Source organism: Streptomyces sp. HSS9-12, from assembly GCF_054963655.1.
This window is the reverse complement of the sequence record NZ_JBUEGC010000043.1, coordinates 1-25,903: the sequence shown is the minus strand read 5'-3', so window position 1 is coordinate 25,903 and position 25,903 is coordinate 1. Positions and strand designations below refer to the sequence as shown.

Annotated in this window: 26 protein-coding genes and 1 pseudogene; 15 read left to right on the top strand and 12 right to left on the bottom strand. The window is 69.0% G+C overall.

Annotated elements, in window-relative coordinates; translation table 11 throughout:
- Positions 1-6: 6 nt before the first annotated feature.
- The 3 genes from ACY34J_RS21595 to ACY34J_RS21585 are packed head-to-tail and all read left to right on the top strand — an operon-like array spanning position 7 to position 3,317.
- Positions 7-954 (top strand): carbohydrate ABC transporter permease, encoded by a 948-nt coding sequence (locus ACY34J_RS21595; RefSeq protein WP_462728157.1) that lies wholly within the window; start codon positions 7-9, stop codon positions 952-954.
- Entirely contained in the window at positions 951-1,850 is a 900-nt protein-coding gene (locus ACY34J_RS21590) for a carbohydrate ABC transporter permease (RefSeq protein ID WP_462728156.1), read from the top strand. Before ACY34J_RS21595 ends, ACY34J_RS21590 begins: the two co-directional genes overlap by 4 nt.
- Before the next feature lie 51 nt (positions 1,851-1,901).
- Positions 1,902-3,317, top strand: a complete 1,416-nt coding sequence (locus tag ACY34J_RS21585) for a GH1 family beta-glucosidase (RefSeq protein WP_462728155.1) — start codon at positions 1,902-1,904, stop codon at positions 3,315-3,317.
- 109 nt (positions 3,318-3,426) lie between these two features.
- Here the strand turns inward: ACY34J_RS21585 and ACY34J_RS21580 are convergent, their stop codons facing one another.
- Entirely contained in the window at positions 3,427-4,632 is a 1,206-nt protein-coding gene (locus ACY34J_RS21580; protein WP_462728154.1) for a serine hydrolase domain-containing protein, read from the bottom strand.
- A gap of 386 nt (positions 4,633-5,018) precedes the next feature.
- Between ACY34J_RS21580 and ACY34J_RS21575 the strand changes: the two genes are divergently transcribed.
- Entirely contained in the window at positions 5,019-7,238 is a 2,220-nt protein-coding gene (locus ACY34J_RS21575; protein ID WP_462728153.1) for a family 2 encapsulin nanocompartment cargo protein terpene cyclase, read from the top strand.
- 69 nt (positions 7,239-7,307) lie between these two features.
- Here the strand turns inward: ACY34J_RS21575 and ACY34J_RS21570 are convergent, their stop codons facing one another.
- Positions 7,308-7,634, bottom strand: coding sequence for a hypothetical protein (locus ACY34J_RS21570; RefSeq protein WP_462728152.1), 327 nt, complete (start codon positions 7,632-7,634; stop codon positions 7,308-7,310).
- A 171-nt stretch (positions 7,635-7,805) separates the two neighbouring features.
- On the opposite strand from ACY34J_RS21570, the gene ACY34J_RS21565 reads away from it, so the two are divergent.
- The 3 genes from ACY34J_RS21565 to ACY34J_RS21555 all read left to right on the top strand — a co-directional run bounded on the left by ACY34J_RS21565 (position 7,806) and on the right by ACY34J_RS21555 (position 10,981).
- Complete coding sequence (locus ACY34J_RS21565) at positions 7,806-8,789, top strand: carbohydrate kinase family protein (protein ID WP_462728151.1); 984 nt, start codon at positions 7,806-7,808, stop codon at positions 8,787-8,789.
- On the top strand, positions 8,786-9,703 hold the full coding sequence (metF, locus tag ACY34J_RS21560) for a methylenetetrahydrofolate reductase [NAD(P)H] (protein ID WP_462728150.1): 918 nt from the start codon (positions 8,786-8,788) through the stop codon (positions 9,701-9,703). Before ACY34J_RS21565 ends, metF begins: the two co-directional genes overlap by 4 nt.
- A gap of 189 nt (positions 9,704-9,892) precedes the next feature.
- Positions 9,893-10,981: a magnesium and cobalt transport protein CorA gene (locus ACY34J_RS21555; RefSeq protein WP_462728149.1), complete on the top strand. Its 1,089-nt coding sequence runs from the start codon at positions 9,893-9,895 to the stop codon at positions 10,979-10,981.
- Positions 10,982-11,604: 623 nt separating this feature from the next.
- Here ACY34J_RS21555 and ACY34J_RS21550 read toward each other — a convergent pair.
- From ACY34J_RS21550 to ACY34J_RS21540, 3 genes are all read right to left on the bottom strand, one after another.
- Positions 11,605-12,585 carry a trypsin-like serine peptidase gene (locus ACY34J_RS21550; protein ID WP_462728148.1) on the bottom strand — a complete coding sequence of 327 codons (981 nt, stop codon included), beginning with the start codon at positions 12,583-12,585 and terminating at the stop codon, positions 11,605-11,607.
- Positions 12,586-12,840: 255 nt separating this feature from the next.
- A complete protein-coding gene (locus ACY34J_RS21545; RefSeq protein ID WP_462728147.1) occupies positions 12,841-13,041 on the bottom strand; it encodes a hypothetical protein in 201 nt (66 codons plus the stop codon).
- 41 nt (positions 13,042-13,082) lie between these two features.
- Positions 13,083-13,484: a hypothetical protein gene (locus tag ACY34J_RS21540; protein WP_462728146.1), complete on the bottom strand. Its 402-nt coding sequence runs from the start codon at positions 13,482-13,484 to the stop codon at positions 13,083-13,085.
- A gap of 301 nt (positions 13,485-13,785) precedes the next feature.
- Between ACY34J_RS21540 and ACY34J_RS21535 the strand changes: the two genes are divergently transcribed.
- From ACY34J_RS21535 to ACY34J_RS21520, 4 genes are read left to right on the top strand one after another with little or no spacing between them, the layout of a single operon-like run.
- Positions 13,786-16,134: a sensor histidine kinase gene (locus tag ACY34J_RS21535; protein WP_462728145.1), complete on the top strand. Its 2,349-nt coding sequence runs from the start codon at positions 13,786-13,788 to the stop codon at positions 16,132-16,134.
- Positions 16,131-16,532 (top strand): roadblock/LC7 domain-containing protein, encoded by a 402-nt coding sequence (locus tag ACY34J_RS21530; RefSeq protein ID WP_462728144.1) that lies wholly within the window; start codon positions 16,131-16,133, stop codon positions 16,530-16,532. Before ACY34J_RS21535 ends, ACY34J_RS21530 begins: the two co-directional genes overlap by 4 nt.
- Positions 16,532-16,897: a DUF742 domain-containing protein gene (locus ACY34J_RS21525; protein ID WP_462728143.1), complete on the top strand. Its 366-nt coding sequence runs from the start codon at positions 16,532-16,534 to the stop codon at positions 16,895-16,897. Before ACY34J_RS21530 ends, ACY34J_RS21525 begins: the two co-directional genes overlap by 1 nt.
- The gene (locus tag ACY34J_RS21520) at positions 16,884-17,474 is read left to right on the top strand and encodes a GTP-binding protein (protein ID WP_462728142.1); all 591 of its coding nucleotides are present in this window, start codon (positions 16,884-16,886) and stop codon (positions 17,472-17,474) included. The genes ACY34J_RS21525 and ACY34J_RS21520 overlap by 14 nt, the downstream gene beginning before the upstream one ends.
- Before the next feature lie 37 nt (positions 17,475-17,511).
- Here ACY34J_RS21520 and ACY34J_RS21515 read toward each other — a convergent pair whose 3' ends face one another.
- On the bottom strand, positions 17,512-18,339 hold the full coding sequence (locus ACY34J_RS21515; protein ID WP_462728187.1) for a hypothetical protein: 828 nt from the start codon (positions 18,337-18,339) through the stop codon (positions 17,512-17,514).
- A 229-nt stretch (positions 18,340-18,568) separates the two neighbouring features.
- Here ACY34J_RS21515 and ACY34J_RS21510 point away from each other — a divergent pair, with 229 nt between their 5' ends.
- The 4 genes from ACY34J_RS21510 (at position 18,569) to ACY34J_RS21495 (ending at position 20,414) form a co-directional block, all read left to right on the top strand.
- A complete protein-coding gene (locus ACY34J_RS21510) occupies positions 18,569-18,715 on the top strand; it encodes a hypothetical protein (RefSeq protein ID WP_462728190.1) in 147 nt (48 codons plus the stop codon).
- A 107-nt stretch (positions 18,716-18,822) separates the two neighbouring features.
- On the top strand, positions 18,823-18,951 hold the full coding sequence (locus ACY34J_RS21505; protein ID WP_462728141.1) for a hypothetical protein: 129 nt from the start codon (positions 18,823-18,825) through the stop codon (positions 18,949-18,951).
- 121 nt (positions 18,952-19,072) lie between these two features.
- The gene (locus ACY34J_RS21500; RefSeq protein WP_462728186.1) at positions 19,073-19,870 is read left to right on the top strand and encodes a rhomboid family intramembrane serine protease; all 798 of its coding nucleotides are present in this window, start codon (positions 19,073-19,075) and stop codon (positions 19,868-19,870) included.
- A gap of 13 nt (positions 19,871-19,883) precedes the next feature.
- A complete protein-coding gene (locus ACY34J_RS21495; protein ID WP_462728140.1) occupies positions 19,884-20,414 on the top strand; it encodes an NTPase in 531 nt (176 codons plus the stop codon).
- Positions 20,415-20,432: 18 nt separating this feature from the next.
- Here ACY34J_RS21495 and ACY34J_RS21490 read toward each other — a convergent pair whose 3' ends face one another.
- The 6 genes and pseudogenes from ACY34J_RS21490 to ACY34J_RS21465 all read right to left on the bottom strand — a co-directional run.
- A complete protein-coding gene (locus ACY34J_RS21490) occupies positions 20,433-20,990 on the bottom strand; it encodes a superoxide dismutase family protein (RefSeq protein WP_462728139.1) in 558 nt (185 codons plus the stop codon).
- A 70-nt stretch (positions 20,991-21,060) separates the two neighbouring features.
- Positions 21,061-21,807: a DUF427 domain-containing protein gene (locus ACY34J_RS21485; protein ID WP_462728138.1), complete on the bottom strand. Its 747-nt coding sequence runs from the start codon at positions 21,805-21,807 to the stop codon at positions 21,061-21,063.
- 133 nt (positions 21,808-21,940) lie between these two features.
- The gene (locus ACY34J_RS21480) at positions 21,941-23,173 is read right to left on the bottom strand and encodes an FAD-dependent oxidoreductase (RefSeq protein WP_462728137.1); all 1,233 of its coding nucleotides are present in this window, start codon (positions 23,171-23,173) and stop codon (positions 21,941-21,943) included.
- A gap of 190 nt (positions 23,174-23,363) precedes the next feature.
- Positions 23,364-24,332, bottom strand: coding sequence for an N-acetylglucosamine kinase (locus tag ACY34J_RS21475; RefSeq protein ID WP_462728136.1), 969 nt, complete (start codon positions 24,330-24,332; stop codon positions 23,364-23,366).
- Entirely contained in the window at positions 24,332-25,615 is a 1,284-nt protein-coding gene (locus tag ACY34J_RS21470; RefSeq protein WP_462728135.1) for a 6-phospho-beta-glucosidase, read from the bottom strand. The genes ACY34J_RS21475 and ACY34J_RS21470 overlap by 1 nt, the downstream gene beginning before the upstream one ends.
- A gap of 7 nt (positions 25,616-25,622) precedes the next feature.
- Positions 25,623-25,729: pseudogene (locus ACY34J_RS21465) on the bottom strand (carbohydrate ABC transporter permease); the annotation flags it as partial.
- Positions 25,730-25,903: the final 174 nt, after the last annotated feature.

Sequence of the window (25,903 nt, the reverse complement as noted above, 5' to 3'; positions counted from 1 at the left end):
GCCGCCATGACCCTGTCCGCCAGCGCCCCCTCGCTGCCGCGAGCCCGCACCGAGCGCCACGGCCACCTGCTGCGAAAGCTGTCGCCGTACACCTACATCGCTCCGTTCTTCGCCCTGTTCGCGGCCTTCGGGGTCTTCCCGCTGCTGTACACCGCGTACGTCTCCCTCTACCGGGCGGAGCTGCAGAGTCCCGGTGAGCTGGAGTGGCGAGGGGTGGGCAACTACACCGCTCTGCTGGGGGACGATTTCTTCTGGACCGCGCTGCGCAACACCGTCACCATCGGGGTCATCTCGACGGTGCCACAGCTGCTGATGGCGCTGGGGCTGGCCCACCTGCTCAACTACAAGCTGCGTGGCAGGGCGTTCCTCAGGATCGCGGTCCTGCTGCCGTACGCCACGTCCGTCGCCGCCGCGACCCTGGTCTTCGCCCAGCTCTTCGGCCGCGACTTCGGCCTGATCAACTGGCTGCTGGGGCTGGCAGGATTCAGCCACGTCGACTGGCAGTCGGGCACGGTCGCCTCGCAGATCGCCGTGTCCACGATCGTCATCTGGCGCTGGACCGGCTACAACGCGCTGATCTACCTCGCCGCCATGCAGTCGATCCCCGGCGAGCTGTACGAGGCGGCGTCGATCGACGGGGCCTCGCGCTGGCGGCAGTTCATCCATGTCACCCTGCCCGGGCTGCGGCCCACCATCCTGTTCACCGTCGTCGTCTCCACGATCGGCGCGACCCAGCTCTTCGGCGAGCCGCTGCTGTTCGAGGGCAGCGTCTCCGGCGGGATCTCGCACCAGTACCAGACCCTCGGTCTCTACATGTACGAGCAGGGCTGGGCCTTCTTCCACCTCGGCCGCGCCGCCGCCGTCGCCTGGGTGATGTTCGTCCTCATCGTGCTGCTCGTCGGCGCCAACGCCCTGATCGCGCGGCGCCGCTCGGACAAGGAGGCCGCGCGATGACCGCGCTGGAATCACCACCCCGCCCCAGCCGGCCCCGAACCGAGACCGCGCGCCGGAGCACGCCCACCGGTGCCGGTCGCCGGCACCACGGAGGGCGGTTCGCCTACGCGGTCCTGATCACCGCCGTACTGGTGTCGGCCTTCCCCTTCTACTGGACCATCGTCGCCGCGACGCGCTCCAATGCCGACCTTGCCCAGGTGCCGCCCTCGCTCTTTCCGGGCGGCAACCTCCTGCACAACATCGAGGCGGTCCTGGAGGAGGCGGACATCGGCAGGGCGCTGGTGAACTCCTTCATCGTCTCCGGCACGGTCACCGTCGGAACCGTGTTCTGCTCGACGCTGGCCGGATTCGCCTTCGCCAAACTGCGGTTCCGCGGCCGGAACGCCCTGCTGGCCTTGACCGTCGGCACGATGATGATTCCGCCGCAGCTCGGTGTCATCCCGCTGTTCATGCTGGTCGCCGAGCTGGGGTGGGTGAACCAGCTGCAGTCGGTGATTCTGCCCGGCCTGGTCTCCGCATTCGGTGTGTTCTTCATGCGGCAGTACCTGGTGCAGGCGCTGCCGGACGAGCTGATCGAGGCGGGCCGGGTCGACGGTGCAACTACCGCCCGGATCTTCTGGAGCATCGTGGTGCCGGTGGCCAGGCCGGGGATGGCCGTCCTCGCCATGCTGACCTTCATGGCCTCCTGGAACGACTTCTTCTGGCCGATCGTCGCGCTGACCTCCCAGGAGCCCACGGTGCAGGTGGCGCTGCGCCAGCTCGGCGGCGGCTATGTCCACGACCAGTCGGTGATCATGGCGGGCACGCTGCTCGGCACGCTCCCCGTGCTGCTGGTCTTCGGCCTGCTCGGCCGGCAGATCGTGGGCGGCATCATGCAGGGCGCCATCAAGGGCTGACTTGCTCTCCGCTGTCCCTTCCCTCTCACGCTTCGTAGGGAGTTCTCCGCGATGACCACTGTCGACGCCTGCCGGGAAACCGGCACCGCCCTGCGCTTCCCGCCGGGATTCCGGTGGGGCGCGGCCACCTCCGCGTACCAGATCGAGGGTGCCGCCGCGGCGGACGGACGTACGCCCTCCATCTGGGACACCTTCAGCCGTATGCCCGGCAAGGTCCGAAACGGTGACACCGGCGATATCGCCGCGGATCACTACCACCGAATGCGCGAGGACGTCGCGCTGATGCGGGAGTTGGGTCTGACCGACTACCGGTTCTCGGTCTCCTGGCCGCGGGTCCAGCCGACGGGCCGCGGGCCGGCCAATCAGCGCGGGCTGGATTTCTACCGCCGCCTGGTGGACGCGTTGCTGCGAGCAGGCATCCGGCCCGTACTCACCCTCTATCACTGGGATCTGCCCCAGGAGCTGGAGACCGGCTCCGCCACGGCTGGCGGCTGGGCGCACCGCGACACCGCGGAGCGGTTCGCCGAGTACACGGCGCTGGTCGCCGACGCCCTGGGGGACCGGGTGCCCACCTGGACCACCCTCAACGAGCCCTGGTGCAGCGCCTTCCTGGGGTACGCGGCCGGGGTGCACGCTCCTGGGCGTACGGACCCGGCCGCGTCCTTGCGTGCCGCGCATCATCTCAACCTGGCGCACGGCATGGCCGTCCAGGTCCTCCGGGACCGGATTCCCTCGCACGCCGACGTCTCGTTGACCTTGAACCTGGCCGCCGTGCGCGCCTCCAGCGACACCGTCGAGGACACCGACGCGGCGCGCCGCATCGACGCGCTCGCCAACCGGATCTTCCTCGACCCGGTCTTCCGCGCCCGCTATCCCCGGGACCTGATCGAGGACACGGCGTCCGTCACCGACTGGTCCTTCGTACGCGACGGTGACCTGAGGACGATCTCCACCCCGATCGGATCCCTGGGCCTCAACTACTACTCGCCCACGGTGGTCACGGCCGGTCGCTCCGAGCGCCCGTCTCCATGGCCCGGAGCGGAGGACCACGTCCGCTTCCTGCCGGCGCCGGGACCGCGTACGGCAATGGACTGGCCGGTGGACGCCGACGGTCTGTATCAGCTCCTCACCAGAGTGCGCGACGAGTTGCCCGGCACGCCGTTGCTCATCACCGAGAACGGTGCCGCGTACGACGACTACGCCGACCCCTCTGGCGCCGTTCGCGACCCGGAGCGTGTCGCGTATCTGCACAGCCACCTGACCGCCGTACATCGCGCCATCGCCGACGGCGCCACCGTCCAGGGGTACTTCCTGTGGTCGCTGCTGGACAACTACGAGTGGGCGTACGGCTACAGCAAGCGTTTCGGCCTGATCCATGTCGACTTTCCCAGCCAGCGCCGTACGCCCAAGGACAGCGCGCGCTGGTACGCGAAGATCATCGCCCGCAACGGACTCGATGCCCCCTGATGAGCGGTGTTCCGCGCGCCGTCAATCCGCGGGGACGGGCAGTCCTCAGGTACTCGGATGCCGTTCACAGCAGCGATGGTGAAGGGAATCTGCGGGGTACCCGGAGCAATCAGTCGTCGAGCGCCTGGTAGGCCAGCGTCTCGAAGTCGACGAAGATACCGGGCGGCTGCGGCGACTCCCACATGCGCTGGGTGAGCAGAATGCCGGTCAAGTCCTCGGCCGGGTCGGCGAACCAGCTCGTACCCAGCCCGCCCTCCCAGCCGTAACGGCCCACATTGGCCAGGCCCTCTCGCCTGGTCCGCACGGACACGCCGAATCCCCAGCCCATCGCGTCCCACTGGCCGGGGACGAGCGAGGCGCGTTCCTTCTGCGGCGGAGTCAGGTGATCGGTCGTCATGGCTTCGACCGAAGGGCGCGAGAGGATGCGGGTGCCTTCGTAGCTGCCCTTGGCGAGCATCATCCGGGAAAAGGCGAGGAAGTCGTCGACGGTCGAGACGAGGTCGCCGCCGGCGTCGGCGAAGGCAGGCGGCTCAGCCCATTTGCTGTCGTCGACGCCGTCGTAGAGCACCATGGACCCGCTCGCCGGGTCCACCGCGTAGCTGGACGCCAGCCTGTTCCGGCTCTCCGGCGGCACGCTGAAGCCGGTGTCCTTCATGCCGAGCGGTGCGAAGATGCGCTCGCGCAGGAACTCCTCCAGCGGCCGGCCCGAGGCCCGGGCGATGAGGACGCCCAGCACGGTTGACCCGATGTGGTACATCCACGACTCGCCCGGCTGGTGAAGCAGCGGCAGTTCGGAGAGGCGCCGAATCCACTCGTCCGGCTCCGGCAGCGGCACCGATTTCGGCGGTCCGGTGGCGAGACCCTGCTCGGCGACCGCCCGCATGATGGGGTATGTCTCCGGTGCCATCAGCATGCCGAAGCCGAGGCGGAAGGTCAGCAGGTCGCGCAGGGTGATCGCACGGTGGGCCGGGACGGTGTCGTCCACCGGGCCGTCCAGCCGCTTGAGGACCCGGCGGTCGGCAAGTTCGGGCAGGAACTCATCCACGGGATCGTCCAGGCGCAGCACGCACTCCTCCACGAGGATCATTGCGGCCACCGCGGTGATCGGTTTGCTCATCGAGGCGATCCGGAAGATGGTGTCGCGGCGCATCGGGTCCCCGCCGCCGAGCGCCTTGTTCCCCAGCACCTCGATGTGCAGCTCACCGTGCCGGTTCACTGCCGACACCAGGCCTGGTACGGCGCCCCGCTCGACGTGACGCGCCAGCACGTCGTGCATCCGGTCAAGCCGCTCTTCGGAGAACTGCCGACTGCCCATACCGTGATTCCCCTCTCCGAGACCAGCCCGCACCGATGAGCCGCCGGTGCGCCCGTCACTGATCGTTTCTACTGTCCACCCGCGCACCAACCATGCGCAGCGAGCCGCGCCGCGGCGCGGCTGATGCGGGAGGCCGGTCCAGCACGGGCCGGTAGATCAGTGAGTGGAACTCGGTGTCGAAGTCGTTGAACCTGCTCGCGGGCCCCAACACCGATGGCCGGCACACCACCAGGACACTGTTGGCGCTTATATGAGGATTGAGCAAGCCGGGGTAGCGAGGTGCGGCCCGGGTAGTGCTGAACCGACCGGGTGGGTCGGCACCACCTGGGGCCAATGACACGCACATCGCTCCGTATGACGGACGCCATCGGAAAGGCCGGGCACCCGTGACACAGCCCTTTGAACTGCCGCACTTCTACATGCCGTATCCGGCCCGACTGAATCCGCACCTGGAGCCGGCCCGGGCCCACACCAAGCAGTGGGCCCGCGATATGGGGATGCTGGAAGGCTCGGGCATCTGGGAGGAGCACGACCTCGAATCCCACGACTACGCCCTGCTGTGCGCCTACACCCACCCCGACTCGTCCGGTCCGGCGCTCTCGCTGGTGACCGACTGGTATGTGTGGGTCTTTTTCTTCGACGACCACTTCCTGGAGACTTTCAAACGGTCGCAGGACCGGGCGGGCGGCAAGGAGTATCTGGACAGGCTTCCGGCCTTTATGCCGATGGACCTGAGCGCCGGGACCCCGGAACCGACCAATCCCGTTGAAGCGGGCCTGGCTGACCTGTGGGCCCGAACCGTACCCACCATGTCCATGGAGTGGCGGGAGCGGTTCGCCGAAAGCACCAAAAACCTTCTGAACGAGTCCCTTTGGGAACTGTCCAATATCCATGCGCACCGGGTCCCCAACCCGGTCGAGTACATCGAGATGCGCCGCAAGGTCGGCGGAGCGCCGTGGTCGGCCGGGCTCGTCGAGTACGCGGCTGGCGCGGAGGTGCCGGCCGCCGTCGCCGACAGCCGGCCGCTTCGGGTGCTGCGGGACACCTTCTCCGACGGGGTTCATCTGCGCAACGACCTGTTCTCGTACCAGCGGGAGACCGAGGAGGAGGGCGAACTCGCCAATGGTGTTCTGGTCCTGGAGACCTTCCTGAACTGCACGGCCCAGGAGGCGGCGGACCAGGTGGGTGAACTGCTCACCTCGCGGCTCCAGCAGTTCGAGGACACCGCTCTGACCGAACTCGGCCCGCTGTTCGCCGAGAGGGGCCTGGACCCCGGGGCGTGCGCCGACGTCCTGGCGTACGTCAAGGGGCTCCAGGACTGGCAGGCCGGCGGCCATGAGTGGCACATGCGCTCCAGCCGCTATATGAACGGCGGAGCCACTTCCTCAGCGCCGTCCGTACCAGGGTTCTCCCTTGTGCCGCGCGGCCTGGGAACTTCCGCGGCCAGCATCGGACAGCTCAGCGGCCGGGCGGGGGCCGGCCGGGTCCGGCGGTTCACCCACGTCCCCTACCAGCGGGTCGGGCCCTCGCAACTTCCCGACTTCTCCATGCCGTTCACCACCAGGCTCAGCCCGCACCTGGATGCATCGCGCCGCAACACCGTCGCCTGGGCACACCAGATGGGCATCCTTCAGGCACAGCCCGGCATCCCCGGCTCCGACGTCTGGGACGAGGAGCGGCTCGTCGACATCGACCTGCCCCTGTGCGCCGCCGGGCTCCATCCGGACGCCTCCCTCGACGAACTCGACCTGGCGTCGGGCTGGCTGACCTGGGGCACGTACGGCGACGACTACTACCCCGTCGTCTTCGGCCGGACCCGGGACCTGGCAGGGGCCAAAGCCCAGACCGACCGGCTGTCCGTCTTCATGCCGGTCGAATCCCTGGAGACCCCTGCTTCTTCGAACGCGCTGGAGCGGGGTCTGGCCGACCTGTGGGCCCGTACGGCCGGGCCGATGGAGGTGGGCGCCCGCCGTGCGTTCCGTACCGCCATCGAGGACATGCTCTCCAGCTGGCTGTGGGAGCTCGCCAACCAGGCCCAGAACCGCATCCCCGAGCCCGTCGACTACATCGAGATGCGCCGGCAGACCTTCGGCTCCGACCTGACGATGAGTCTGGCCCGGCTCGGCCACGGGCGGCAGATCCCACCGGAGATCTATCGCAGCGGACCGATGCGGTCCCTGGAGAACGCCGCCGCCGACTACGCGACCCTCCTCAACGACGTCTTCTCCTACCAGAAGGAGATCGAGTACGAGGGCGAGGTCCACAACGGGATCCTCGTGGTCCAGAACTTCTTCGACTGCGACTACCCGACCGGCCTCGCCATCATCCACGATCTGATGACCTCCCGGATGCGGCAGTTCCAGCATGTCGTCGCGCATGAACTGCCCATCCTGTACGACGACTTCCAGCTGGGGCCGGACGCCCGCACGCTCCTGGACGGGTATGTGGAAGAGCTGCAGAACTGGCTGTCCGGCATCCTGACCTGGCACACGGGCTGCCACCGGTACACAGAGGCCGACCTGCGCCGCAGCCACGGTCCGACGGGAACGCTCGGCAGCCCCACGGGCATGGGCACCTCCGCCGCGCGGCTTCTGCCGGCCCGCTGACCGGGTCGCGGACGACCGCCCCGTGCCGGTCGTCCGCAGCCTCCGCCCCGGGCGGAGGAGCCGAGCCGGTCAGACCCGGAGCCGGTCGGCGGTGCGGTCGCCGCGCTTGCCGACCGGCAGCACGCCCGTGGCCGCCCCCAGCGCCGGCTGCGGCTGGTGCGCGCGCTCATCCAGGTGGGCAGGATGCCGGTGGCCACCGCTCGCGAGGTGATCGCAGCGGTCGAGGACGAGACCCTGGACCAGCACACCCGCCTTGGAGCGGCCACTCAGGCCCTGCCGCACGGCCCGGAGCCCGCCGAGGACGACCCCGCCACCGATATCGCCCGCCGCGAGGTCCAGACCCTGCTGGACAGCCTCGGCTGGCACTACGACGGCTGCGCCCGCGCGGCGGTTCACCGAGCAAAGCGCCTGGGGGTTACCGGAGCTCCACCGGGGGCGCAGATGTGCAGGCGACTCCGACCGCTATTCGGCCGAATGACAGCTGGCCTCCAGCCGCCCTTCACCGGGCCGTGGCAATGTGAGCGCACGCCGCCTGGCCCACCGTCCCCAGGCCCGAGGAGAACTGTCGTGCGTATCGCCGTGACCGGCTCGATCGCGACCGACCATCTGATGGTCTTCCCCGGTCGCTTCGCCGAACACCTGTTGACCGAACAGCTCGACCGGGTTTCGCTGTCCTTCCTTGCCGACGGGCTCGAGATCCGCCGGGGAGGCGTGGGAGCCAATATCGCCTTCGGGCTGGGCAAACTCGGACTGCGGCCCACCCTCGTCGGCGCGGCGGGCATCGACTTCGCCGACTATGACAGCCTGCTGCGGGCACATGGCGTGGACACCTCTTCGGTGCGCGTCAGCCAAACCCTTCACACCGCGCGATTCGTATGCACCACGGACGCCGACCAGAACCAGATCGCCACCTTCTACGCCGGCGCGATGGCCGAGGCCCGTATGACAGACCTCGCCGACGCGGCACAGCGCACGGGCGGGCTCGACCTCGTTCTCATCGGAGCCGACGACCCCGAAGCCATGCTGGCCCACACCGAAAGATGCCGAGAGCTGGGGATCGCGTTCGCGTCCGACCCCTCACAGCAGCTGGCCCGGCTCGACGCCGAACAGACCAGGCACCTGGTGGACGGCGCGCGCTTGCTGTTCACCAATGAGTACGAGGCGGCGCTGCTCCAGGAGCGGACCGGATGGGACGAGCCGGACATCCTCCGACGGGTCGGTACATGGATCACCACGCTGGGGGCGGACGGGGTCAAGCTCACCGGCGCGGACGCACCCCCGCGGCGGGTGTCCGCCGTGCCCACGGACAAGGCAGCCGATCCGACTGGGGTGGGCGACGGCTTCCGGGCCGGCTTCCTCGCCGGGATCGCGTGGGGCTGGCCGTACGAGCGTGCCGCCCAGCTCGGCTGTGCGCTGGCCACGGTGGTGCTGGAGTCGGTCGGCACCCAGGAGTACAAGCTGGTCGCCACCGACGTTGTGTCCAGACTCGAGGATGCCTACGGGGCTGCGGTCGCCCGGGAGATCGAACCCCATCTGGCGGGTGTGGCATGAGCACGCTGCGCGACATTCTCCAGGCCGGGACTCCCTCCTTCTCGTTCGAGTTCTTTCCCCCGAAGACCGAGGCCGGTGAACGCACCCTGTGGAGCGCCATCCGCCGTATCGAAGCCCTGGCCCCGACCTTTGTGTCCGTCACCTACGGCGCCGGCGGCTCGTCACGGGACCGCACGGTCGCGGTGACCAAGCGCATCGCGGCCGAGACGACCCTGCGGCCTGTCGCTCATCTCACCGCCGTCGGCCACTCGGTCGCCGAGCTGCGCCACATCATCGGCCAGTACGCGGACGCGGGCGTCCGGGACGTCCTCGCCCTGCGCGGCGACCCGCCCGGTGACCCCGGCGGTCGCTGGGACCCGCACCCGCAGGGGTTCACTTACGCCCACGAGCTGGTCTCGCTGGTCAGGGAGTCCGGCGAGTTCAGCGTCGGTGTGGCCGCCTTCCCCGAGCGGCATCCGCGCTCGCCGGACTGGGACAGTGACATCCGCCATTTCGTCGCCAAGTGCCGGGCCGGCGCCGACTATGCGATCACACAGATGTTCTTCCATGTCGAGGACTATCTGCGCCTGCGGGACCGGGTGGCCGCGGCAGGCTGCGACACTCCGATCATTCCGGAGATCATGCCCGCCACCGATGTACGGCAGATCCGCCGCTTCGCCCAACTCAGCAGCGCGGCCTTCCCCGACGATCTGGCCCGGCGCCTGGAAGCCGCCCGCGACAACCCGGAAGCGGGTCACCGGATCGGGGTCGAATACGCCACCGCCATGGCCGAACGGCTCTTGGCGGAAGGCGCCCCAGGACTGCACTACATCACGCTCAACCGCTCCACGGCCACGCTGGAGATCCACCGGAATCTCGGCCTGAAGCGGGTGCCGCAGCGGCCCCTCCCGGACCGGATGACCTCGGTTTCCTGACGATCAGCTCCTCCCGCAAGCGCGGCGGGCGGGCTTCCCCGGCCCGCCCGCCGTCGTCGTCGGCGGCAGCGGCAGCGGCAGCGGCAGCGGCAGCGGCAGCGGCAGCGGCAGCGGCAGCGGCAGCGGCAGCAGGGTAGTGTCCGCGGTCTTGGGGCAGTAACTGCCAAGCGGAGGGAGCCGGCATTGTCAATGATCCGCACCATACAGAAAGCAGTCCGCCTCCCTGGGGCCCGGCGGACGGTCGATCTCAGCCATCCGGCCCGGTCCCCGCTCGGCAGCGCGGTCGTGAACTGCGTGGTCTATCTGGAGGGCGTGCGCCAGCCCGGTCACTGCACCGCGGAAGAGGCGATCGAACGGGTCCGTGAGTCCGGCAATGGTTTCGTATGGATCGGCTTGCATGAACCGTCCGAAGAGGAATTCGCGGGGCTCGCCAAGCTCTTCGGCCTTCACCCGCTGGCCTCGGAGGACGCCATCACGGCCCACCAGCGGCCCAAGCTGGTGCGCTACGACGACACCTTGTTCGCCGTCTTCAAGACGGTCTGCTACGTCGAGCACGCCGAGTTGACCGCGACCAGCGAGGTGGTGGACACCGGCGAGATCATGGTGTTCACCGGGCCGGACTTCGTCATCACCGTCCGGCACGGCCGGCACGGCTCGCTCGGCCCCCTGCGGGAAGCGCTGGAGGCAGTCCCCGAACAGTTGGCCAAGGGTCCCTCCGCCGTACTGCACGCCATCGCCGACCATGTCGTCGACGACTTCCTCGACGTTGCCGCCGCCGTCCAGGAGGACATCGACGATGTGGAGACCGACGTCTTCGCCCCGCAGCGCACCAGCCGCATCGACGCCGGACGGATCTACCAGCTCAAACGCGAACTGCTGGAGCTGAAGCGTGCCGTGACACCCCTCGGCCGCCCGCTGCAGGAGCTCGCGACCCAGCCGCTGCCAACGATCACGCCGGACATCCAGACATACTTCCGGGACGTCAACGACCACCTCGTCCGCGTCAGCGAACAGATCACTGCCTTCGACGAACTGCTCAACTCGATACTTCAGGCGCACCTGGCCCAGGTGACCGTGGCCCAGAACGAGGACATGCGCAAGATCAGCGCCTGGGTCGCCATCGTCGCCGTCCCCACCATGGTGTGCGGCGTCTACGGCATGAACTTCGACCATATGCCGGAGCTCCACTGGACCTACGGATATCCGTTCGCTCTCACTGTCACCGCTGTCGTCTGCTTCACCATTCACCGAGGGTTCCGCCGCAACGGCTGGCTGTGACCAGCTGGACGTCACCAGCGGATAGGCGTGGGGCGGAGCCAGCCTGCGGGCGAGGCGCGGTGACCAGGAACGGACCCAGGTGACTTCCGGCGGAGCCAGCAGGTCGGCCACCACGACGATCACGATCACCAAGAGCGGGATCACCGCCAAGGGCCCGCCCCGCTGCCATGGCTGGGGAGGAGGTTCTCCCAGTGGCTGCGCCGTCGCCCGAGGAGCGAGGCCCCCCACGAAATCCGGGCGCAGGCGCCGTCCATGTTTCCTGGATACACCCACCCCGTCCTGGGTGCTCACCGCCCCACTGAGGCGGCCTGACAGGCCACACCGCCCCTGGCGGCTGGGGCCCACCAGTGGTCCACTGGTAGTGGAGCCAAGGACCAGTCACAGGCGCGGAGAAGCGGAGCGACGCCGTGCACCGCGTAATCAGGGTCCGCGAGAAGCGGGCGGTCCTTGGCCCCCGTCTGTGGCCCCCGTGGACAGCGTGGTCTCAGTGTCCGAGAACCTGGCGTACAGGATCGACGACACAGGGCGATACCACGGCAAGGTGAGCACAGCAGCAATCGGCCAGCCGTGGCGGCTGACGGGCAGTGGCCACGTCAGCCGCCACGGTCAGGGGCGTCCGGGCATCAGGTTGTCTGCGCCTGCTGGTAGAGGTTCCTCACTTCGTTGCCGAAGTACGGGCCGAACATCCTGTTGGGCAGGAAGGTGTAGCCGAAGCTGTTCACCGAGGCCTGCAAGCCGGTGCCGGCGCTTTCGTTGAACGAGGCGAACCAGGGACCACCGCTGGAGCCGCCCGTCATGTTGCACGCCATGCCGTGGTCGTTGGAGAAGAGGAAGTCCTTCGAGGTCTTCCCGCTGCAGTAGATCAGCTTGGTGCCGTCGTACGGGGAAGCGGCCGGGAAGCCGAAGGCGTACATGGCCTGGTTGTAGCCGCCATTGAACTGCAGGCCCTGGGCTCCGACGACCTCTGTGAGCTTCTTGCCGTTCAGGGGACTGACGACGGCCGCGCCGACATCGTAGTTGATGTCCTCACTGGCGACCCACTGGGGCGTGGACAGCGTCTTGGACGCCGTCCAGGTGCCGTACGGGGTCTGGCCGTCGTGATAGGCGGGCACGAACACCCAGTTGGTGTGCCAGCTGCCCTGGTACTTGACGCAGTGCCCGGCAGTGATCACCGTACTGGCATTCTGGCTGGTGACGGCGTCGCCCGAGCAGGAGGCCGTGCGGCCCTGGAAGGTGAAGAACACCCGGCCGGAGGTTTTCACCACGGCGCCCCCGCCGGTCCACGGTCCGCCGGCCTGCGGGAAGGCCTTGATGCTTGACGACGGGGTCGTCGGCGCGACGACGGATATCTTGCCGCTGGACTTGGGGGCCGAGAGGGCACCGGGGGCGACGCTGAGCAGATCGAGTGGAGTGGCCGTGCGCATGCGCTCGGGGGTCCAGAAGGCGCTGGCCATCTTCTGTGCGGCGGCCGAGGCCGCGGCAGTGTGCGCGACCGCCGGGGAAGGAGGCGGGGCGGCGTCGGCCGTGGTGGCTTGCAGTGCTGTGGTGAGCAGGGCGCCGACGGCCAACAGAATGCCGGCGGCGGTACGACGGGGGCTTCTCACGCGTACTCCTTCTGCCCAGGCCGCGCGAGGTTGTCGCGCGGCGGTGTGGGGGCCGGACCGCGGTGTGTGCGGTCCGGGCAGATGAGAGGTGCGGATTCGATGTACGTGAGGGCAGGTTCCCACGTGTTTGATGGTTTGTCAGGAGTGCGTTTTCAGCACGGTGGCTGAACAGGCGGGCGGTCCCGGGCGCACAACGCCGCTCGCGCGCTGCCTGGTTCACGGCGGCTGTCCTGCGCCGTGAACCAGGAGCCGCCGCTAGCCGCGTCTGCGGAGGCGGCGGATGCCGTACGGGATCGCCGCCGCCAAGGCGAGCAGGCCCGTCACCCCCGCGGCCAGGGCGACCTTCATACCGAGGCCGCCGGCCCTGCCTTCGCTGCCGTTCACGGTGATCCGCGCGGTGTTGTTCTCCGGTTTGGAATCGCGCTGTGCGTAGCCGCCCTTGAGAACGGCCGTCACACTGCCCGGCTTTCTGGGCCCCTTCTCATCAATGCGGAACGTCAGCACTTGAGTTGCCGACGCGCCATCTCAGCCTCGGCCCGCCTCCGGCCAGGTGCGGTCGCTGTGACGCGGACGGTGCCTCGGGCGCCCGGCTTGGCGGATTTGTCCGCACCGAGGACGACCAGATCCATCAGGCGGTAGCGGTGCTGGGACGAGGCGAGACGGCAGGTGAAGACGTAACCCGCGCCCTGCGTGCAGACCCGCTTCGCGTACAGGCGCACCTTTCCCTGGACGTCGGAGGCGTCCACAGTGAGCGTCACGCCGCGGACGGCCGTGCTGCCGGCGTCGACCGTGACGGGCAGCGCGACCCGGGTGGGGTCCGACACCTGGGTGTAGTAGGCATCCGGAATTTCGACTTTCAGCGCCCCGTCGTTCCCCGTCGCCGACGCAACTGGTGCCACCAGGCTTAAAAAACCAAAAGCACACAGCGCGGCAACCACAGGACGTCTCATCCCTCGACGGTGCGAGCTTCCGGACACGAAATGATCACGTGCGTGTCCCGTCTGGGCCACAACCCCGCAGCCCGGGTGCCTCTATCACGAACCGATCGTTGACACAACGTCTCGTTTTTCAAGCGTGGCTGGTTATGATCGGCGTCCCCCAACACCAGCGCGAAACCGGACCCGCCGTCTTCCTGCTCACCGCAGGTGGAACGTCGATCCCGGCAATTGCTGTCCTGCGTTTTCCGCCCACCGAGGACTGATGACTTCCACAGAACCCGAAGAGCCAGGCGAGCCCACAAAAAGCCGCCAGCGACGCGCTGTGCGCCTGCGCACCCTGCTCATTTGGCTGGCGGTTGTGCCCACCGTGGCGATGGGCGCTCAAGTCGTGGTCACCGGAGACCGGTTGCTGCAGCAGTCGGCGAACCTGCGCGCCGACGTGGTGGCTGGTGAGCGGATCGGCCTGCCGTTGCACAAGCTCATGCTCGAGATGCAGGCCGAGCGCACGATGACGGCCTCGCGCTGGTCGGGCCTCCCCCTGTCCCAGGCTGAACTGCGGGCCCAGCGTGCGGCCACGGACCGGGCCGAAGCCGAGTTCGATCGATCGGCCGGCACGGGCCTGGCAGAGGCCGCGCGGGCGGACCGCTACCTGCTCGATGTGAAGCGGCGCCTCGACGACCTGGACGCCTACCGCGAGCGCGCGGACGCCCGCAGCGGCAGCGCGGACGACGCCATCGGCTACTACAGCAGCGTGATCAGTCAGATGATCCGCATTTACCAAGAGTTCAGTCTCATGGACGACGCCGAGCTCACGCAGGAGAGCAGGCCAGTGGTGGCACTGCTCTCTGCGTCGGAGGTGCTGGCGCGGGAGGACACCATCCTCGCACTGGCCGGCCCGGACAGGAAGCTGACCTCGGCCAGGTTCGCCGAATTCACCAACGCCGTGGGAGCCCACCGGTTCCTGTACGACACGTACATCGTCCCCTATCTGCCTGCCAAGGACAGGAAGGTCTACGAGGGGATCGCCGCTTCGGACGCGTGGCAGACCAAGACCCGCATCGAGAACGCGGTCATGTCGGACCACACGGACATCCCCGCCGGCGTGGCGCTGCCGAAGTCGGTCAGCGGCTGGCCGGCCGCGCACCACAAGCTCGCGGGGGAGCTGGCCACCCTGAGCCGCGACCGCATGCGGGGAGTGCTCGCGGACGCCAACAACAAGGCCGGCCAGCTCGATGCGGAGGTCGGCTGGCTGGTGACAGGAAGCGCCGCCGGCCTCGCGCTCGTTGTGGCCGTCGTGGTGTTCACCACGCGCTCGGTGCTTCGCCGCATGGGCCGTCTGCACGAACGCACGGTGACCATTGCCGAGGAGACACTGCCGGACGTCGTGGCCCGGCTGCGGGGCGGACAGCCCGTCGACGCCGACATGCTGCCGGAGCCCAGCGGGGACCAGGACGAGGTCGGACGCATCAGTGACGCGTTCGCCCGGGTCGTCGCCGTATCCATCGACGGGCACAGGGAGCTCGCCGACGAGCGTCGCGGTTTCGGCATGTTCGCCGCAGGTATCGCCTCACGTACCGGGAACCTGGTCAGCCGGCAGCTGAGCCTCACCGAGGACCTCCAGGACACCTTCGGCCACGACGAGACGCTCCTCGCCCAGCTGATGAGATCCGACCAGCTGACGGTGGGTATGCGGCGACAGGTCGAGAACCTGCTCATTCTGGCGGGCGGTGAGATCCCGGACCCGCACACCGAGCCCATGCGCGTTGCCGACCTGCTGCGCGAGGCCGCCTCGGAGGTCGAGGAGTTCCGGCGGATCGAGCGGCAGGCGATGGATGAGATCAGCGTGGAGCCGCGCGTCATCAGCCAGATCAGCCATCTCCTGGCGGAGCTGCTGGACAACGCCACCCGGTTCTCTCCGCCGGCGTCAAAGGTCGTCATCCGGGCCGAGCTTGTGACCGACGGACTGTCGGTGGAGATCGAGGACCGCGGTCCTCGGGTCACACCGGAGAGCTACGAGGAGATGAACCGGCGTCTGCACTCCGCTCCGCCGTACGCCGTCCTCGCTGAGAACGCCCACCGGCTCGGCCTGTTCGTGGTCGGCCACCTCGCCGACCAGCTGGACGCCCGAGTCACCCTGCGCCGCTCGGCGTTCGGCGGGACATCCGCTGTCGTGATCATCCCGCAGGAACACCTCCTGAATACCGAGAAGAAACCGGTGCCCGAGTCGACGCCGTCCGCTCGCGTGCCGCAACAGCCCAGTGAAGACAAGAGGGAAGACAACAAGCCCGAACTGGTCCTGCATCTGCAGCCCGCCGCGGTCGATCCCACGCCCACCGAGTCCGGGCTGCCGCGCCGTACGACAACCGCAAAGCGAACGGAGCGGGTTGTGACACGTGCGCCGGACCGGTCCGCCCTGCCCCCCCTGCCCGAGCGCGTCCCCCAGACCCACATGGCGGACCAACTCCGCGAGCGCAGCGCACCAGAGCCGGTGGCGCACCGCGCCGATACGCCCGAAGAGGTGACCGATGCCTGGGCGGACTATGAGGACGGCACCCAAAAGGTAGAAAAAGAGCTGAAGGCAGAAGACGAGCGCCGACGGGACGAGCCATGACGACGACACCAAATGACGTGATCTACAGCATCCTGGACAACAACCTGAGCAGGATCGCCGGCATCCAGGGAGCCGTGCTGCTGTCCAACGACGGGATCAGGCTCAGCGCTTACCTGCTGGAGCGGGACCAGGCGGAGCGCATCGCGGCTGCGGCCTCCGGTATCGCGGCCACCATGAAGGCGATTTCCCGGGAGGTCGACGGCGGCCGAGTGATCCGCCAGCTCGTCGAGATGGACGACCGGTATCTCTGCATCGTCGGGTGCGGGGAGGGCAGCACGCTCATCGTCGTCACCTCCCGCAAGGCACGGCTCGGGGAGCTGGGCGGCGAGGCGGTACGGGCCTCGCAGGCGCTCGGTGAATGGCTGGGCACCCCCGAGCGTGCACAGGCGCACTCGTAATGCCCGACGCGCCGGGGCCCGGACGGCCCCGCAGAACGCGGCTGTACGCCCTGACCGACGGGCGTACAGCCGTCCCGCGCACCGCACTGACCATGGACACGATGATCATGGCGACGGTTGCCCCGGATGCCGATGGCAGCCTGTCCACGGAGTGGCAGGCCATCCTGGCGATGTGCCAGCCACCCAACGGGCGGGCGGTCGCGGAGATCGCCGCCCGTATACATATGCGCCTCACCCCGATGACGGTGCTCCTCGGTGAACTCGCCGACCGCGGCCTGATCCACCACCGGCCGCCTCTGAAGGCAGCCGAGACCTCCAATGTCCACTTGCTTATGAGAATCAGGGACAGCCTTGTCCGAATTTGACAGCACTTCCCAGGAAGAGTCTCCCGTCAAGATCCTGATCGCCGGGGGATTCGGCGTTGGCAAGACGACCCTGGTCGAGGCGATCTCCGAGATCGAGCCGCTGCGCACCGAAGAGCGGCTGACGGAAGCGGGCGTCGGTGTCGACGATCTCAACGGCATCGAGTCCAAGACGGCGACGACCGTCGCGATGGACTTCGGGCGTATCACCCTCAGCGATGCGGGCGTCGTCCTGTACCTGTTCGGCACACCGGGTCAGGAGCGCTTCTGGTTCATGTGGGACGACCTGCTGCAGGGGGCTCTGGGGGCGATCGTCCTGGTCGACACCCGGCGCCTGGACCGCAGCTTCCCGGCGGTCGACTTCTTTGAGAACCGTGCACTGCCGTTCGTCATCGGCGCGAACTGCTTCCACGGCGAGCAGCCGTACACGGCCGAGGAAATCGGCGCAGCCCTGCACCTGAGCGACCCCAGCACACCCATATTGATGCTGGACGCCCGCTCCCGTGAGGACGTCCGCGGGGCCCTGCTCTCCCTCCTGGACCTGCTCATCTCAAAGGCGCGGGCCACGGCTTCCGTCTGACGACCGATGCGCCCTCGGCGGCGTTCGCCGGGCCGGTTCAGCTCCGGGTGAGCCGCCAGGTCTTGCTGTCGGTGATCACGCACAGCCCGGGCGAGACGACGACGATCCGCAGGGTGCCCGTACGGCGGTCGTAGTCGATGCCCTCGGTCTCGAAGTTACCCGAGCAGGCACTTTTCAAGGGCACTTGGCGCAGTGCGGTCACCCGGCCCGTGACATCCGTGCCGGACAGGGCGGCGGACAGATCCACCTGCAAAAGCGGTTTGGTGATACCGAAGAGCGAGCCCTCCGGGTCGTCGGAGGAGCACAGCAGGGTGGTGGGACTGGAGAAGTCGCAGCCCTGCACATCGCGCACGGGCCGGTCGAGATTGATGGCGAAGCCGTAGGGAAGATCCGCCGACGGAGATGTGCGGGAGTTGATTCCGGGGGTGGGGAAGACCAGGAGCCGGTTCATGGTGCCCCACTCGCCGGAGACCATCCACTGCCCGTCAGGTGTGATGGCGACGAAGGAGTTGTTCATCGCCTCCCCGGACACCAGCGTGTGGACGTACTCGGCCCATCTGCCGTCCGGCGCCTGGACCCGGAACATCTTGGCGCCGCCGGAGTCCCGCTGGTAGGGCTCGATGTAGTAGCCGCTGTAGGAGGCGTCCGGGTCGCCGACATGGTTCCAGCCCCGGTTGCGGACTTCGGCGGCGATGGTGCCGATGCCGGTGTAGCGGTTCGGGCTGCCCGCGGGGACTTCGACCGACGCCAGACCCTGACTTTCCGTCAAGGGGCGTGCCCGATCCGAGCCGACCTCCGTCCAGGTGTCGGCCGCCGGGGCCGGTGCCGCGGTCAGGGCGACGGTCGCGGACGCCGCGATCGCCATGGTGAGGATTCGTCGCCGCCAGCTCATGTCCGACCCTTCGGTTATGAAGATCCTGCGAATGCCATCGCACAGTGTGGGCGGACAGAGGCGGCATGTACAGACCAATTTGCGCCTGGAGTGACGTACGTGACAGGTGAGTTCACGCCACAACCGGAGCATTTTCCCCGGCCGGCGTGGTGAGTTCCGAACCGCGGAGTAATGCTGCCGTATACGAACTCACGCCATTCACTTGACCATCACATTGGTCTGGACCAACTTGTACGGCCATGCGGTGGCCACCGTGCGCGGGGCGATGACCTGGTCGACGAACTGGGATGCGCTGAACGGCAACGCCTGGTCGAACACGGTCGGCCCGCACGTCCACGGCCTTCCGTAACGTCCGTGGCAGGCACCACGGCACGCACGGGCTCCGTACGAGCGGTACGGAGCCCGTAGCGTGCCGCAGGGCGTCAACCGCTGACCGGACTCGGCATCAACGCGGCCATGCTGTTCGGCTGGGGCGTGCTCGCCGCCAGGCGCATGGGCTACCGGCGGCGAGACACCATCCTCATCGGCGTGGCGCACAGCGCACTGGGACTGGTGATCGCCGCCGCCAACGCGCTCATCAAGTGACCGTCCACGCCTTCCTGTCGCGATGCGGAGCCGGCGCGGCAGCCCGGGGCCCGGTACTCCGCGCCGGGCTTTCCCGACCCACCCACCCATAAACGGGCGGGTGGCCGGGAACGTCCCGGGTGTGGTCATTCCCGTTTACGACGCGAATCCCGTACGGCGCACCCCCTGGGTGACATACGCGCTGATCATCATCAACGTGGTGGTGTTCGTGCGCACGCCCGTCGCCGTGTCCTCGATCGCAGGCGACAGCAGCCTCGCACAACTGTGCCATTTGAAAGCCTTCCTCGAGCAATGGGGAGCCGTACCCCGGGAACTGATCTACAACCGGCCGCCGGACCTCGTCCCGACCGGAACCGTCGCCGTCGGCCCCCAGGGGCCGGGGTGCCTGCTGAGCCCGCCCACGTACGAGAAGTCGCCCGCGCTGTCGGTGCTGTCCTCGATGTTCCTCCACGGCAGCTGGCTGCATCTGCTCGGCAACATGCTGTTCCTGTGGGTGTTCGGCAACAACGTCGAGGACCGGCTGGGGCGGGTGCGGTTCCTGCTGTTCTACCTGGTGTGCGGGTATGCGGCGGCATACGGCTTCGCACTGTCCGACCCGGAATCCTCCGCGCCGCTCATCGGGGCGTCCGGAGCCATCGCGGGAGTGCTGGGCGCCTATCTGGTGCTCTACCCACGGGCGCGGGTGTGGTCGCTGGTGCCCTTCCTGCTCTTCCTGCCGCTGCGTCTGCCGGCCTGGCTGGTCCTGGCGCTGTGGTTCGTCCTGCAGGCGTTCTACTCGATCGGCTACGGGGTCTCGCAGGCCGGCACCGTGGCCTATCTGGCGCATGTGGTCGGCTTCGTCGTGGGGGCGATCCTGGCGAGTCTCGTGCGCAACCACGAGACCGCACCGCCTCCCCGGCCCGGAAACCATCCGGCCTGACGTGGAGCACGAGATGCCGACGAGAATCCTGCTCGAGGGGCGCCCTGGCGTCGGCAAGACGACGGCGGTCCGCCGGCTGGCGGCGCTGCTGCGCGGCCGTGAGGTCCTCGGGTTCACCACGGAGGAGATCCGGCAGGGCGGCACCCGGGTCGGTTTCGCGCTGGAGACCCTGAGAGGTGAGCGAGCCATCCTCGCCCATGTCGACTTCCCCGGACCGCCACGGGTCGGGCGGTACGGCGTCGACCTGGACGTCATGGAACGGCTGGCGCTCCCATCGCTGGAACCGACGTCACCGGCTTACGCCCCCGGACAGCTGGCGATCATCGACGAGCTCGGGCGGATGGAACTGGCCTGTTCCGCTTTCAGGGACACCGTGGGGTCCCTGTTCCAGTCCGACCTCGACGTCGTCGCCACCGTTCACGCGCACCGTGACCCGTTCACCGACGCCCTGAAGCGGCGTGCCGACATCGACCTCATCCATCTGACCCCGGCGAACCGCAGCAGCGTCCCGGAGGAACTGGCGGCGCGGCTGGCCGGCCCTTGACCTTGACGCCCACCCGGCTTACTGGAACGGCACGTTCACGCAGGCCAGCCGGTTTCCTGCCACCCCCGCGCGCCCGGGGCCGGTCGCGGTGGCGTGTTCGTGCACCACAACGGAGCGGGCCTGTCCGGGCCGGAAGTGCCACCGCACGAGTGTCGCGGATTCCCCGGTTCCGTGCTTGTCGGTGGTGAAGTCCAGCCACACCTCATTGCGCGGGTTGGCGTAGGCCGGGTCGGTCGACGGCTGATGCGGGTCTGCGACGCTCTGGTAGTGCGGCCCTGAGTCATCGGGACGGGCCCCGCACGGCTTCTTGTGAACGTGGGCGCCGTAGGTGTGGTCCGGCTGCAGTCCCTCGACCCACAGCGCCACGGCGGTGCCGTGGGGGTACCGCTGCTCGACGACCCCGATCCGGCTGCCGACGGGAACGGCGTCACGGTCATACGTCACGGCAGCAGCACCCGATCCCGCCGCTTCGATGTTCTCATCGACCCTCACCACGTCATGGTTGTGGGAGCAGGCGCCCAGCAGCACCCCGGTGGCCACCACCGCCACGGCGGCGCGCACGACACTTCTCGGCATCAGCCTCTCGCCTTTCTTCCATCTCACCGCCCGCTCGGGAGGCGCGATGGCGCCTGAGCCGAGGGACGGATCAGCCGAAGTGGGTTTGCGGCCGCTCCTCCAAGACGCCGTCCAGATACAGGTCGACCTTCTCGTTGGGGAAGCAGGCCAGCCCGGCGATCTTCTCGCTTTCGGGCAGCGGAGTGCGGTAGGTCCACACCAGGTCGGGGTGGACGTTGACGCCGGTGTCCAGTGACCAGTAGGCGGCCGTGCCCTTGTACGGGCAGTGCGTCACCCTGTCCGACGGCCGGAGCAGGTCCATTCGGATGTCGGTCAGCGGCAGGTAGTAGCGCGGCGGCAGACCGGTTTCGAACAGCACGCGCGGCCGGTCGGACTCGGCGACCGTGACGCCATCGACCTCGACCCGGACGTGGCGGGAGCCGGCCAGGATGTCCACCCTGGTGTACGGGTTGCGCGGGTGGGTGTAGACCTGCTCGTCCTCCTCGAACCATGCGGTCATCGCATCCCAGTCGAACCGGACCAGGTCGCGCAACTCCTCCAGCGGCGAGTCGGGGTAGCGCCGGGCCGCCCCGGCCGCAGTGGTGCCGTCGACCCGGACGTCGTACAGCTGCGCATCACCTCGGCTCGGTGAATGCTCCACCTTGCCCGTGGGCACCAGCTTCGCCCGTACGTCGGCCACCGGCAGGTAGTACGTCGGGGCGTAGGGCCGCTCCCACACCAGGAGCGGGCGAACGGAGTCGACGACGAGATGGCCTGCCAGGTACGCGCGGATGCGCTTGAAACCGCGCTCAACCCGTAGGCGGGAGGCGTTGGTCATGAGAACCCCCATCGGTGGCCTGAGCCACCCTCGAACTCCTATAGGCCTTGATTCGACCCTAGGCAGCCGGCCCACCCGGTGCGAGTCCACCCCCATCAGCGGGATCCCTTGATCCGTACGGTCGCCCGCGTCCTCACCGCAGTGCCGCGGCCGGTGGACGCTCGCGTACAGCCCCGTAGGCGAAGAAGTACGCCGGCGCCCGCTTCAGCCATGGCACTGCGGTGAGGACCCTGGTCAGCCGCGGCGGCCGGGTCCGGTCGGCCAGGGAGGCACGCCCGGCCAGCACCGGCACGATCACCTGCGCGTGGGCGAGCCGCTGCAGCGCCTGTGTCGCAGCGGTGGTGGGCCACCGACGGCGCTGGACGCGGCGGACGTCGTGCAGCCCGACGGTGCCCTTGCGCAGCGGCTCGGCGAGGTACCGGGCAGCGGCGACGGCGTCCTCGACGGCGAGATTGATTCCGATCCCGAACACCGGCGACATCGCGTGCGCCGCGTCCCCGATGCACAGCAGACCGGGGCGGTGCCAGCGCCGCAGCCGGTCGAGGCGCACGTCCAGCAGCTTGACCTCGTCCCATGACCGCAGCGCCCCCGTACGGTCCGCCAGCCACGGCGCGGCTGCCGCCACGTCGGCCATGAACCGGTCCAGGCCGGCGCCGCGCCGCGCGGCGTCCGTCCCCTTGGGGATGACCGCGGCGCACTGCCAGTACTCGCCGCGGTCGATCATGGCGGTGAGGAACCCGTCACCGACAGCTCCGACGAGTCCCTGCGGGTCGCCGTCGCGCCGCGGCAGCCGGAACCACCAGGCGTCCATCGGGCACGGGAACCGCCGCAGCCCCAGCTCGGACAGCGACCGGGCGAGGGAGCCGCGACCGTCACAGGCCACCGTGATCGTGGCCCGCAGTTCTCCGGTACGGCCCTCCGAGTCGCGGTAGCGCACCCCCGTGACCCGCCCGCCCTCCTGGAGGAAGGCGGTCGCCTCGGTGTTCATGCGCAGGTGGAAGGAGGGCTCGCGCCCCGCCTCGTCTGCCAGGAGGTTCAGCAGGTCCCACTGCGGCACCATCGCGATGTAGTTGTATTTGCCAGGCAGCGTGCTGATGTCTCCGACGGTGAACAGCCTGCCGCCCGGGCCGATCGGCAGCTGGACGGTGCTCACCCGCCGCTGCGGCAGATCGGCGAACCGGCCGGACAGCCCCAGGTCCTCCAGCAGCGCCAGCGTGCTCGGATGCACGGTGTCACCGCGGAAGTCGCGCAGAAAGTCCCCGTGCTTCTCCAGGACGGTGACCTCCACGCCTGCACGCGCCAGCAGCAAGCCGACGACCATCCCGGCAGGACCGCCGCCCACCACACAGCACCCGGTCCGCTCCATCGCGTCTGCCTCCTTCGGCGTCGACAAGACCCGGACACCAACCATGGTCCATCGAACTGCCCCTGCGGTGCCCGCGAACGGGCGAGACCGGCATCCCGTGGATGGCGGCCTCGCTCATGGAGCCAGGGAGGTCAGACCCGTTACCTCGCGCCTTCTTCCTCCTCCTTCTCCTTCACCGCCGTGTTGCCCATCAGGGGTAGTGCTCGCGGAGGCGGATGTGGGCCTCCGGTGGGGCCTCGGTGTGGTCCAGGCCCAGCAGAGCCGCGCCGAGAACGGGCGGTGCCGTCACCACGTGCGGCACCGCCTTGGGGGCACGGGCCGCCAGTAGCTCGGTGATACGGTCGTCGAGCTCCGGATGACGGGCCGCGAGCACGCTGCCGCCCAGCAGCACCGGGGTCTCCTTGTCGAGCAGGCCGAGGCGGTTGAGCGCCACCGTCGACATCGCCACGACCTCCTCTGCCAGACGGTGCACGATCAAGCGGGCGACCGGGTCGCCGTCCGCGCTGGACGCGAAGAGCACAGGCGTGAGCTCGTGCCTGCGCCCGTACGGGATACGGCCCAGGTGCAGCGCCTCGATCAGGGCGTACATGGAGTCGAGGCCGAAGTGCCCCGGCAGGGCCCGCGCCAGCGCGGTCGGCTCCCCCCGGCCGTCCTCGGCCCGCGCCGCATACCACAGCGCCTCCTCCGTGAGTCCCCCGCCCCCGCCCCAGTCGCCCGAGATGCGGCCGATCGCCGGAAAGCGGGCGGTGCGCCCGTCCGGCAGCATGCCGACGCAGTTGATGCCCGCCCCGCACACCACTGCCACACCGCGTGGCTCGTCGACGCCCGCGCGCAGGATGGCGAAGGTGTCGTTGCGCACCTCCGTGGTACGTCCCCAGCCTCGCGCCTGCACCGCTTCCGTCAACTGCCGCTCCTCCGCCGGAAGATCGGCATTGGCCAGACAGGCCGAAACGTGGCGCACGAAGAGGGACCCGGACAGGCCGGCCGCCTCCTCGGCCTCGGCCACCGCCTTGGCGAGCACGTCGACCGCTGCCTCGACCCCCACCGTCGGTGGCTGGAACCCGCCCCCGCGCCCGGTGCCGAGAACGCTGCCGTCCTCGCCGATCACGGCGACGTCGGTCTTGCTGTTGCCCGCGTCGATGGCGAGAAGACGGGCCATCACGCCCACGCCAGAAACTCCCGGTTGTGAGCGAGCAGCTGATCGGTGAGCGCCTCCGCGTACTCGTACTGGCCGACCAGGGGATGTGCGAGCAGCGCCGTGAAGACGCGGTCCCGGCCACCGCGCAGCGCCGCGTCCAAGGCCAGGTCCTCGTACGCCGCGACATTCGCGATCAACCCGGCGTACAGCGGGTCGAGTCGGGGCACGGCCAGTGGCGTCGCGCCGGTCGCGTCCACCCGCGCCTGCACCTCGATCACCGCGTCGTCGGCGAGGAAGGGGAGCGTGCCGTCGTTGGGGGTGTTGACGACGTGGACCGGGCCGCCCTCTCCCCCGAGCAGCGCGGCCGCCAGGTCCACCGCCGCCTCCGAGTAGAACGCGCCGCCGCGCTGGGCGAGCAGGGCCGGCTTCTCGTCCAGGGACGGGTCGCCGTACATCTCCAGCAACTGCTTCTCCAGTTCCGCCACCTCGGCGGCCCGTGTCGGCTTGCCCGGTCCTCCAGGACCGGGCAGGTGCTCCCGTACGGCCGCATCGTGCGTGTAGTAGTAGCGCAGGTAGTACGAGGGGACGCTGCCCAGCCGGTCCAGCAGGGCTCGTGGCAGACGCAGACCGGCGGCGATCGCGTCGCCGTGCTCCGTGAGCAGCTTCGGCAGGACGTCCTCGCCGTACGGGCCGCCCAGCCGCACGCCCGTCTCCCAGGTCAGATGATTCAGCCCTACGTGGTCGAGATGCACCTCCGGCGGCGGGACCTCGAGCAGTCTGGCGAACTTCCGCTGGAAGCCGATCGCCACATTGCACAGCCCCACGGCCCTGTGCCCGGCCCGCAGCAGGGCCCTGGTGACGATCCCGACCGGGTTGGTGAAGTCGATGATCCAGGCGTTCGGGCTTCTGCGCCGGACCCGCTCGGCGATGTCGAGGACCACCGGCACGGTGCGCAGCGCCTTGGCGAGCCCGCCCGCGCCTGTCGTCTCCTGGCCCACGCAGCCGCACTCCAGCGGCCAGGTCTCGTCCTGGTGGCGCGCTGCCTGCCCACCGACGCGCAGTTGCAGCAGCACCGCATCGGCGTCCTCGACGCCCGCGTCGAGGTCGGAGGTGGTGGTGATACGTCCGCCCAGGCCCTGCTTGGCGAAGATCCGCCGTGCCAGGCCGCCCACCAGTTCCAGCCGGTCGGCCGCGGGGTCGATGAGGACCAGCTCGGTCACGGAGAGCGTGTCTCGCAGCCGGGCGAAGCCGTCGATCAACTCAGGGGTATAGGTGGATCCGCCACCCACTACTGCCAGTTTCATCTGTGGGTCAGCCTTTCGCTCCAGTCAGCGTGACACTCTCGACGAACGCCTTCTGCGCCAAGAAGAACACGAGGATGCGGGGGCCATGACCAGGACGGTCGCGGCCATGGTCAGGGGCCTGGTCAACGGGCGTCAATGCGGGGTGCGTTGGCAGCGACCAACTCGTTACCTGAGAGGTGCGGGCCCCGCACATGATCCATCGTCAGCTTCGTACGGGTGGGCCCGCGGCTTCTCCGCGACGAGCCGATGTCTCACAGCACCTGCACAGCCGCCACCCAGGCCGCTCTC

Bases quoted from the DNA above. Each gene is read 5' to 3' on its own strand.
- ACY34J_RS21480 (WP_462728137.1), bottom strand. From the start codon at position 23,173: ATGGAGCGGACCGGGTGCTGTGTGGTGGGCGGCGGTCCTGCCGGGATG.
- ACY34J_RS21490 (WP_462728139.1), bottom strand. From the start codon at position 20,990: ATGCCGAGAAGTGTCGTGCGCGCCGCCGTGGCGGTGGTGGCCACCGGG.
- ACY34J_RS21595 (WP_462728157.1), top strand. From the start codon at position 7: ATGACCCTGTCCGCCAGCGCCCCCTCGCTGCCGCGAGCCCGCACCGAG.
- ACY34J_RS21530 (WP_462728144.1), top strand. From the start codon at position 16,131: ATGACGACGACACCAAATGACGTGATCTACAGCATCCTGGACAACAAC.
- ACY34J_RS21555 (WP_462728149.1), top strand. From the start codon at position 9,893: ATGATCCGCACCATACAGAAAGCAGTCCGCCTCCCTGGGGCCCGGCGG.
- ACY34J_RS21580 (WP_462728154.1), bottom strand. From the start codon at position 4,632: ATGGGCAGTCGGCAGTTCTCCGAAGAGCGGCTTGACCGGATGCACGAC.
- ACY34J_RS21585 (WP_462728155.1), top strand. From the start codon at position 1,902: ATGACCACTGTCGACGCCTGCCGGGAAACCGGCACCGCCCTGCGCTTC.
- ACY34J_RS21475 (WP_462728136.1), bottom strand. From the start codon at position 24,332: ATGGCCCGTCTTCTCGCCATCGACGCGGGCAACAGCAAGACCGACGTC.
- ACY34J_RS21525 (WP_462728143.1), top strand. From the start codon at position 16,532: ATGCCCGACGCGCCGGGGCCCGGACGGCCCCGCAGAACGCGGCTGTAC.
- ACY34J_RS21590 (WP_462728156.1), top strand. From the start codon at position 951: ATGACCGCGCTGGAATCACCACCCCGCCCCAGCCGGCCCCGAACCGAG.
- ACY34J_RS21535 (WP_462728145.1), top strand. From the start codon at position 13,786: ATGACTTCCACAGAACCCGAAGAGCCAGGCGAGCCCACAAAAAGCCGC.
- ACY34J_RS21485 (WP_462728138.1), bottom strand. From the start codon at position 21,807: ATGACCAACGCCTCCCGCCTACGGGTTGAGCGCGGTTTCAAGCGCATC.
- ACY34J_RS21505 (WP_462728141.1), top strand. From the start codon at position 18,823: ATGCTGTTCGGCTGGGGCGTGCTCGCCGCCAGGCGCATGGGCTACCGG.
- ACY34J_RS21470 (WP_462728135.1), bottom strand. From the start codon at position 25,615: ATGAAACTGGCAGTAGTGGGTGGCGGATCCACCTATACCCCTGAGTTG.
- ACY34J_RS21515 (WP_462728187.1), bottom strand. From the start codon at position 18,339: ATGGCGATCGCGGCGTCCGCGACCGTCGCCCTGACCGCGGCACCGGCC.
- metF (WP_462728150.1), top strand. From the start codon at position 8,786: ATGAGCACGCTGCGCGACATTCTCCAGGCCGGGACTCCCTCCTTCTCG.
- ACY34J_RS21495 (WP_462728140.1), top strand. From the start codon at position 19,884: ATGCCGACGAGAATCCTGCTCGAGGGGCGCCCTGGCGTCGGCAAGACG.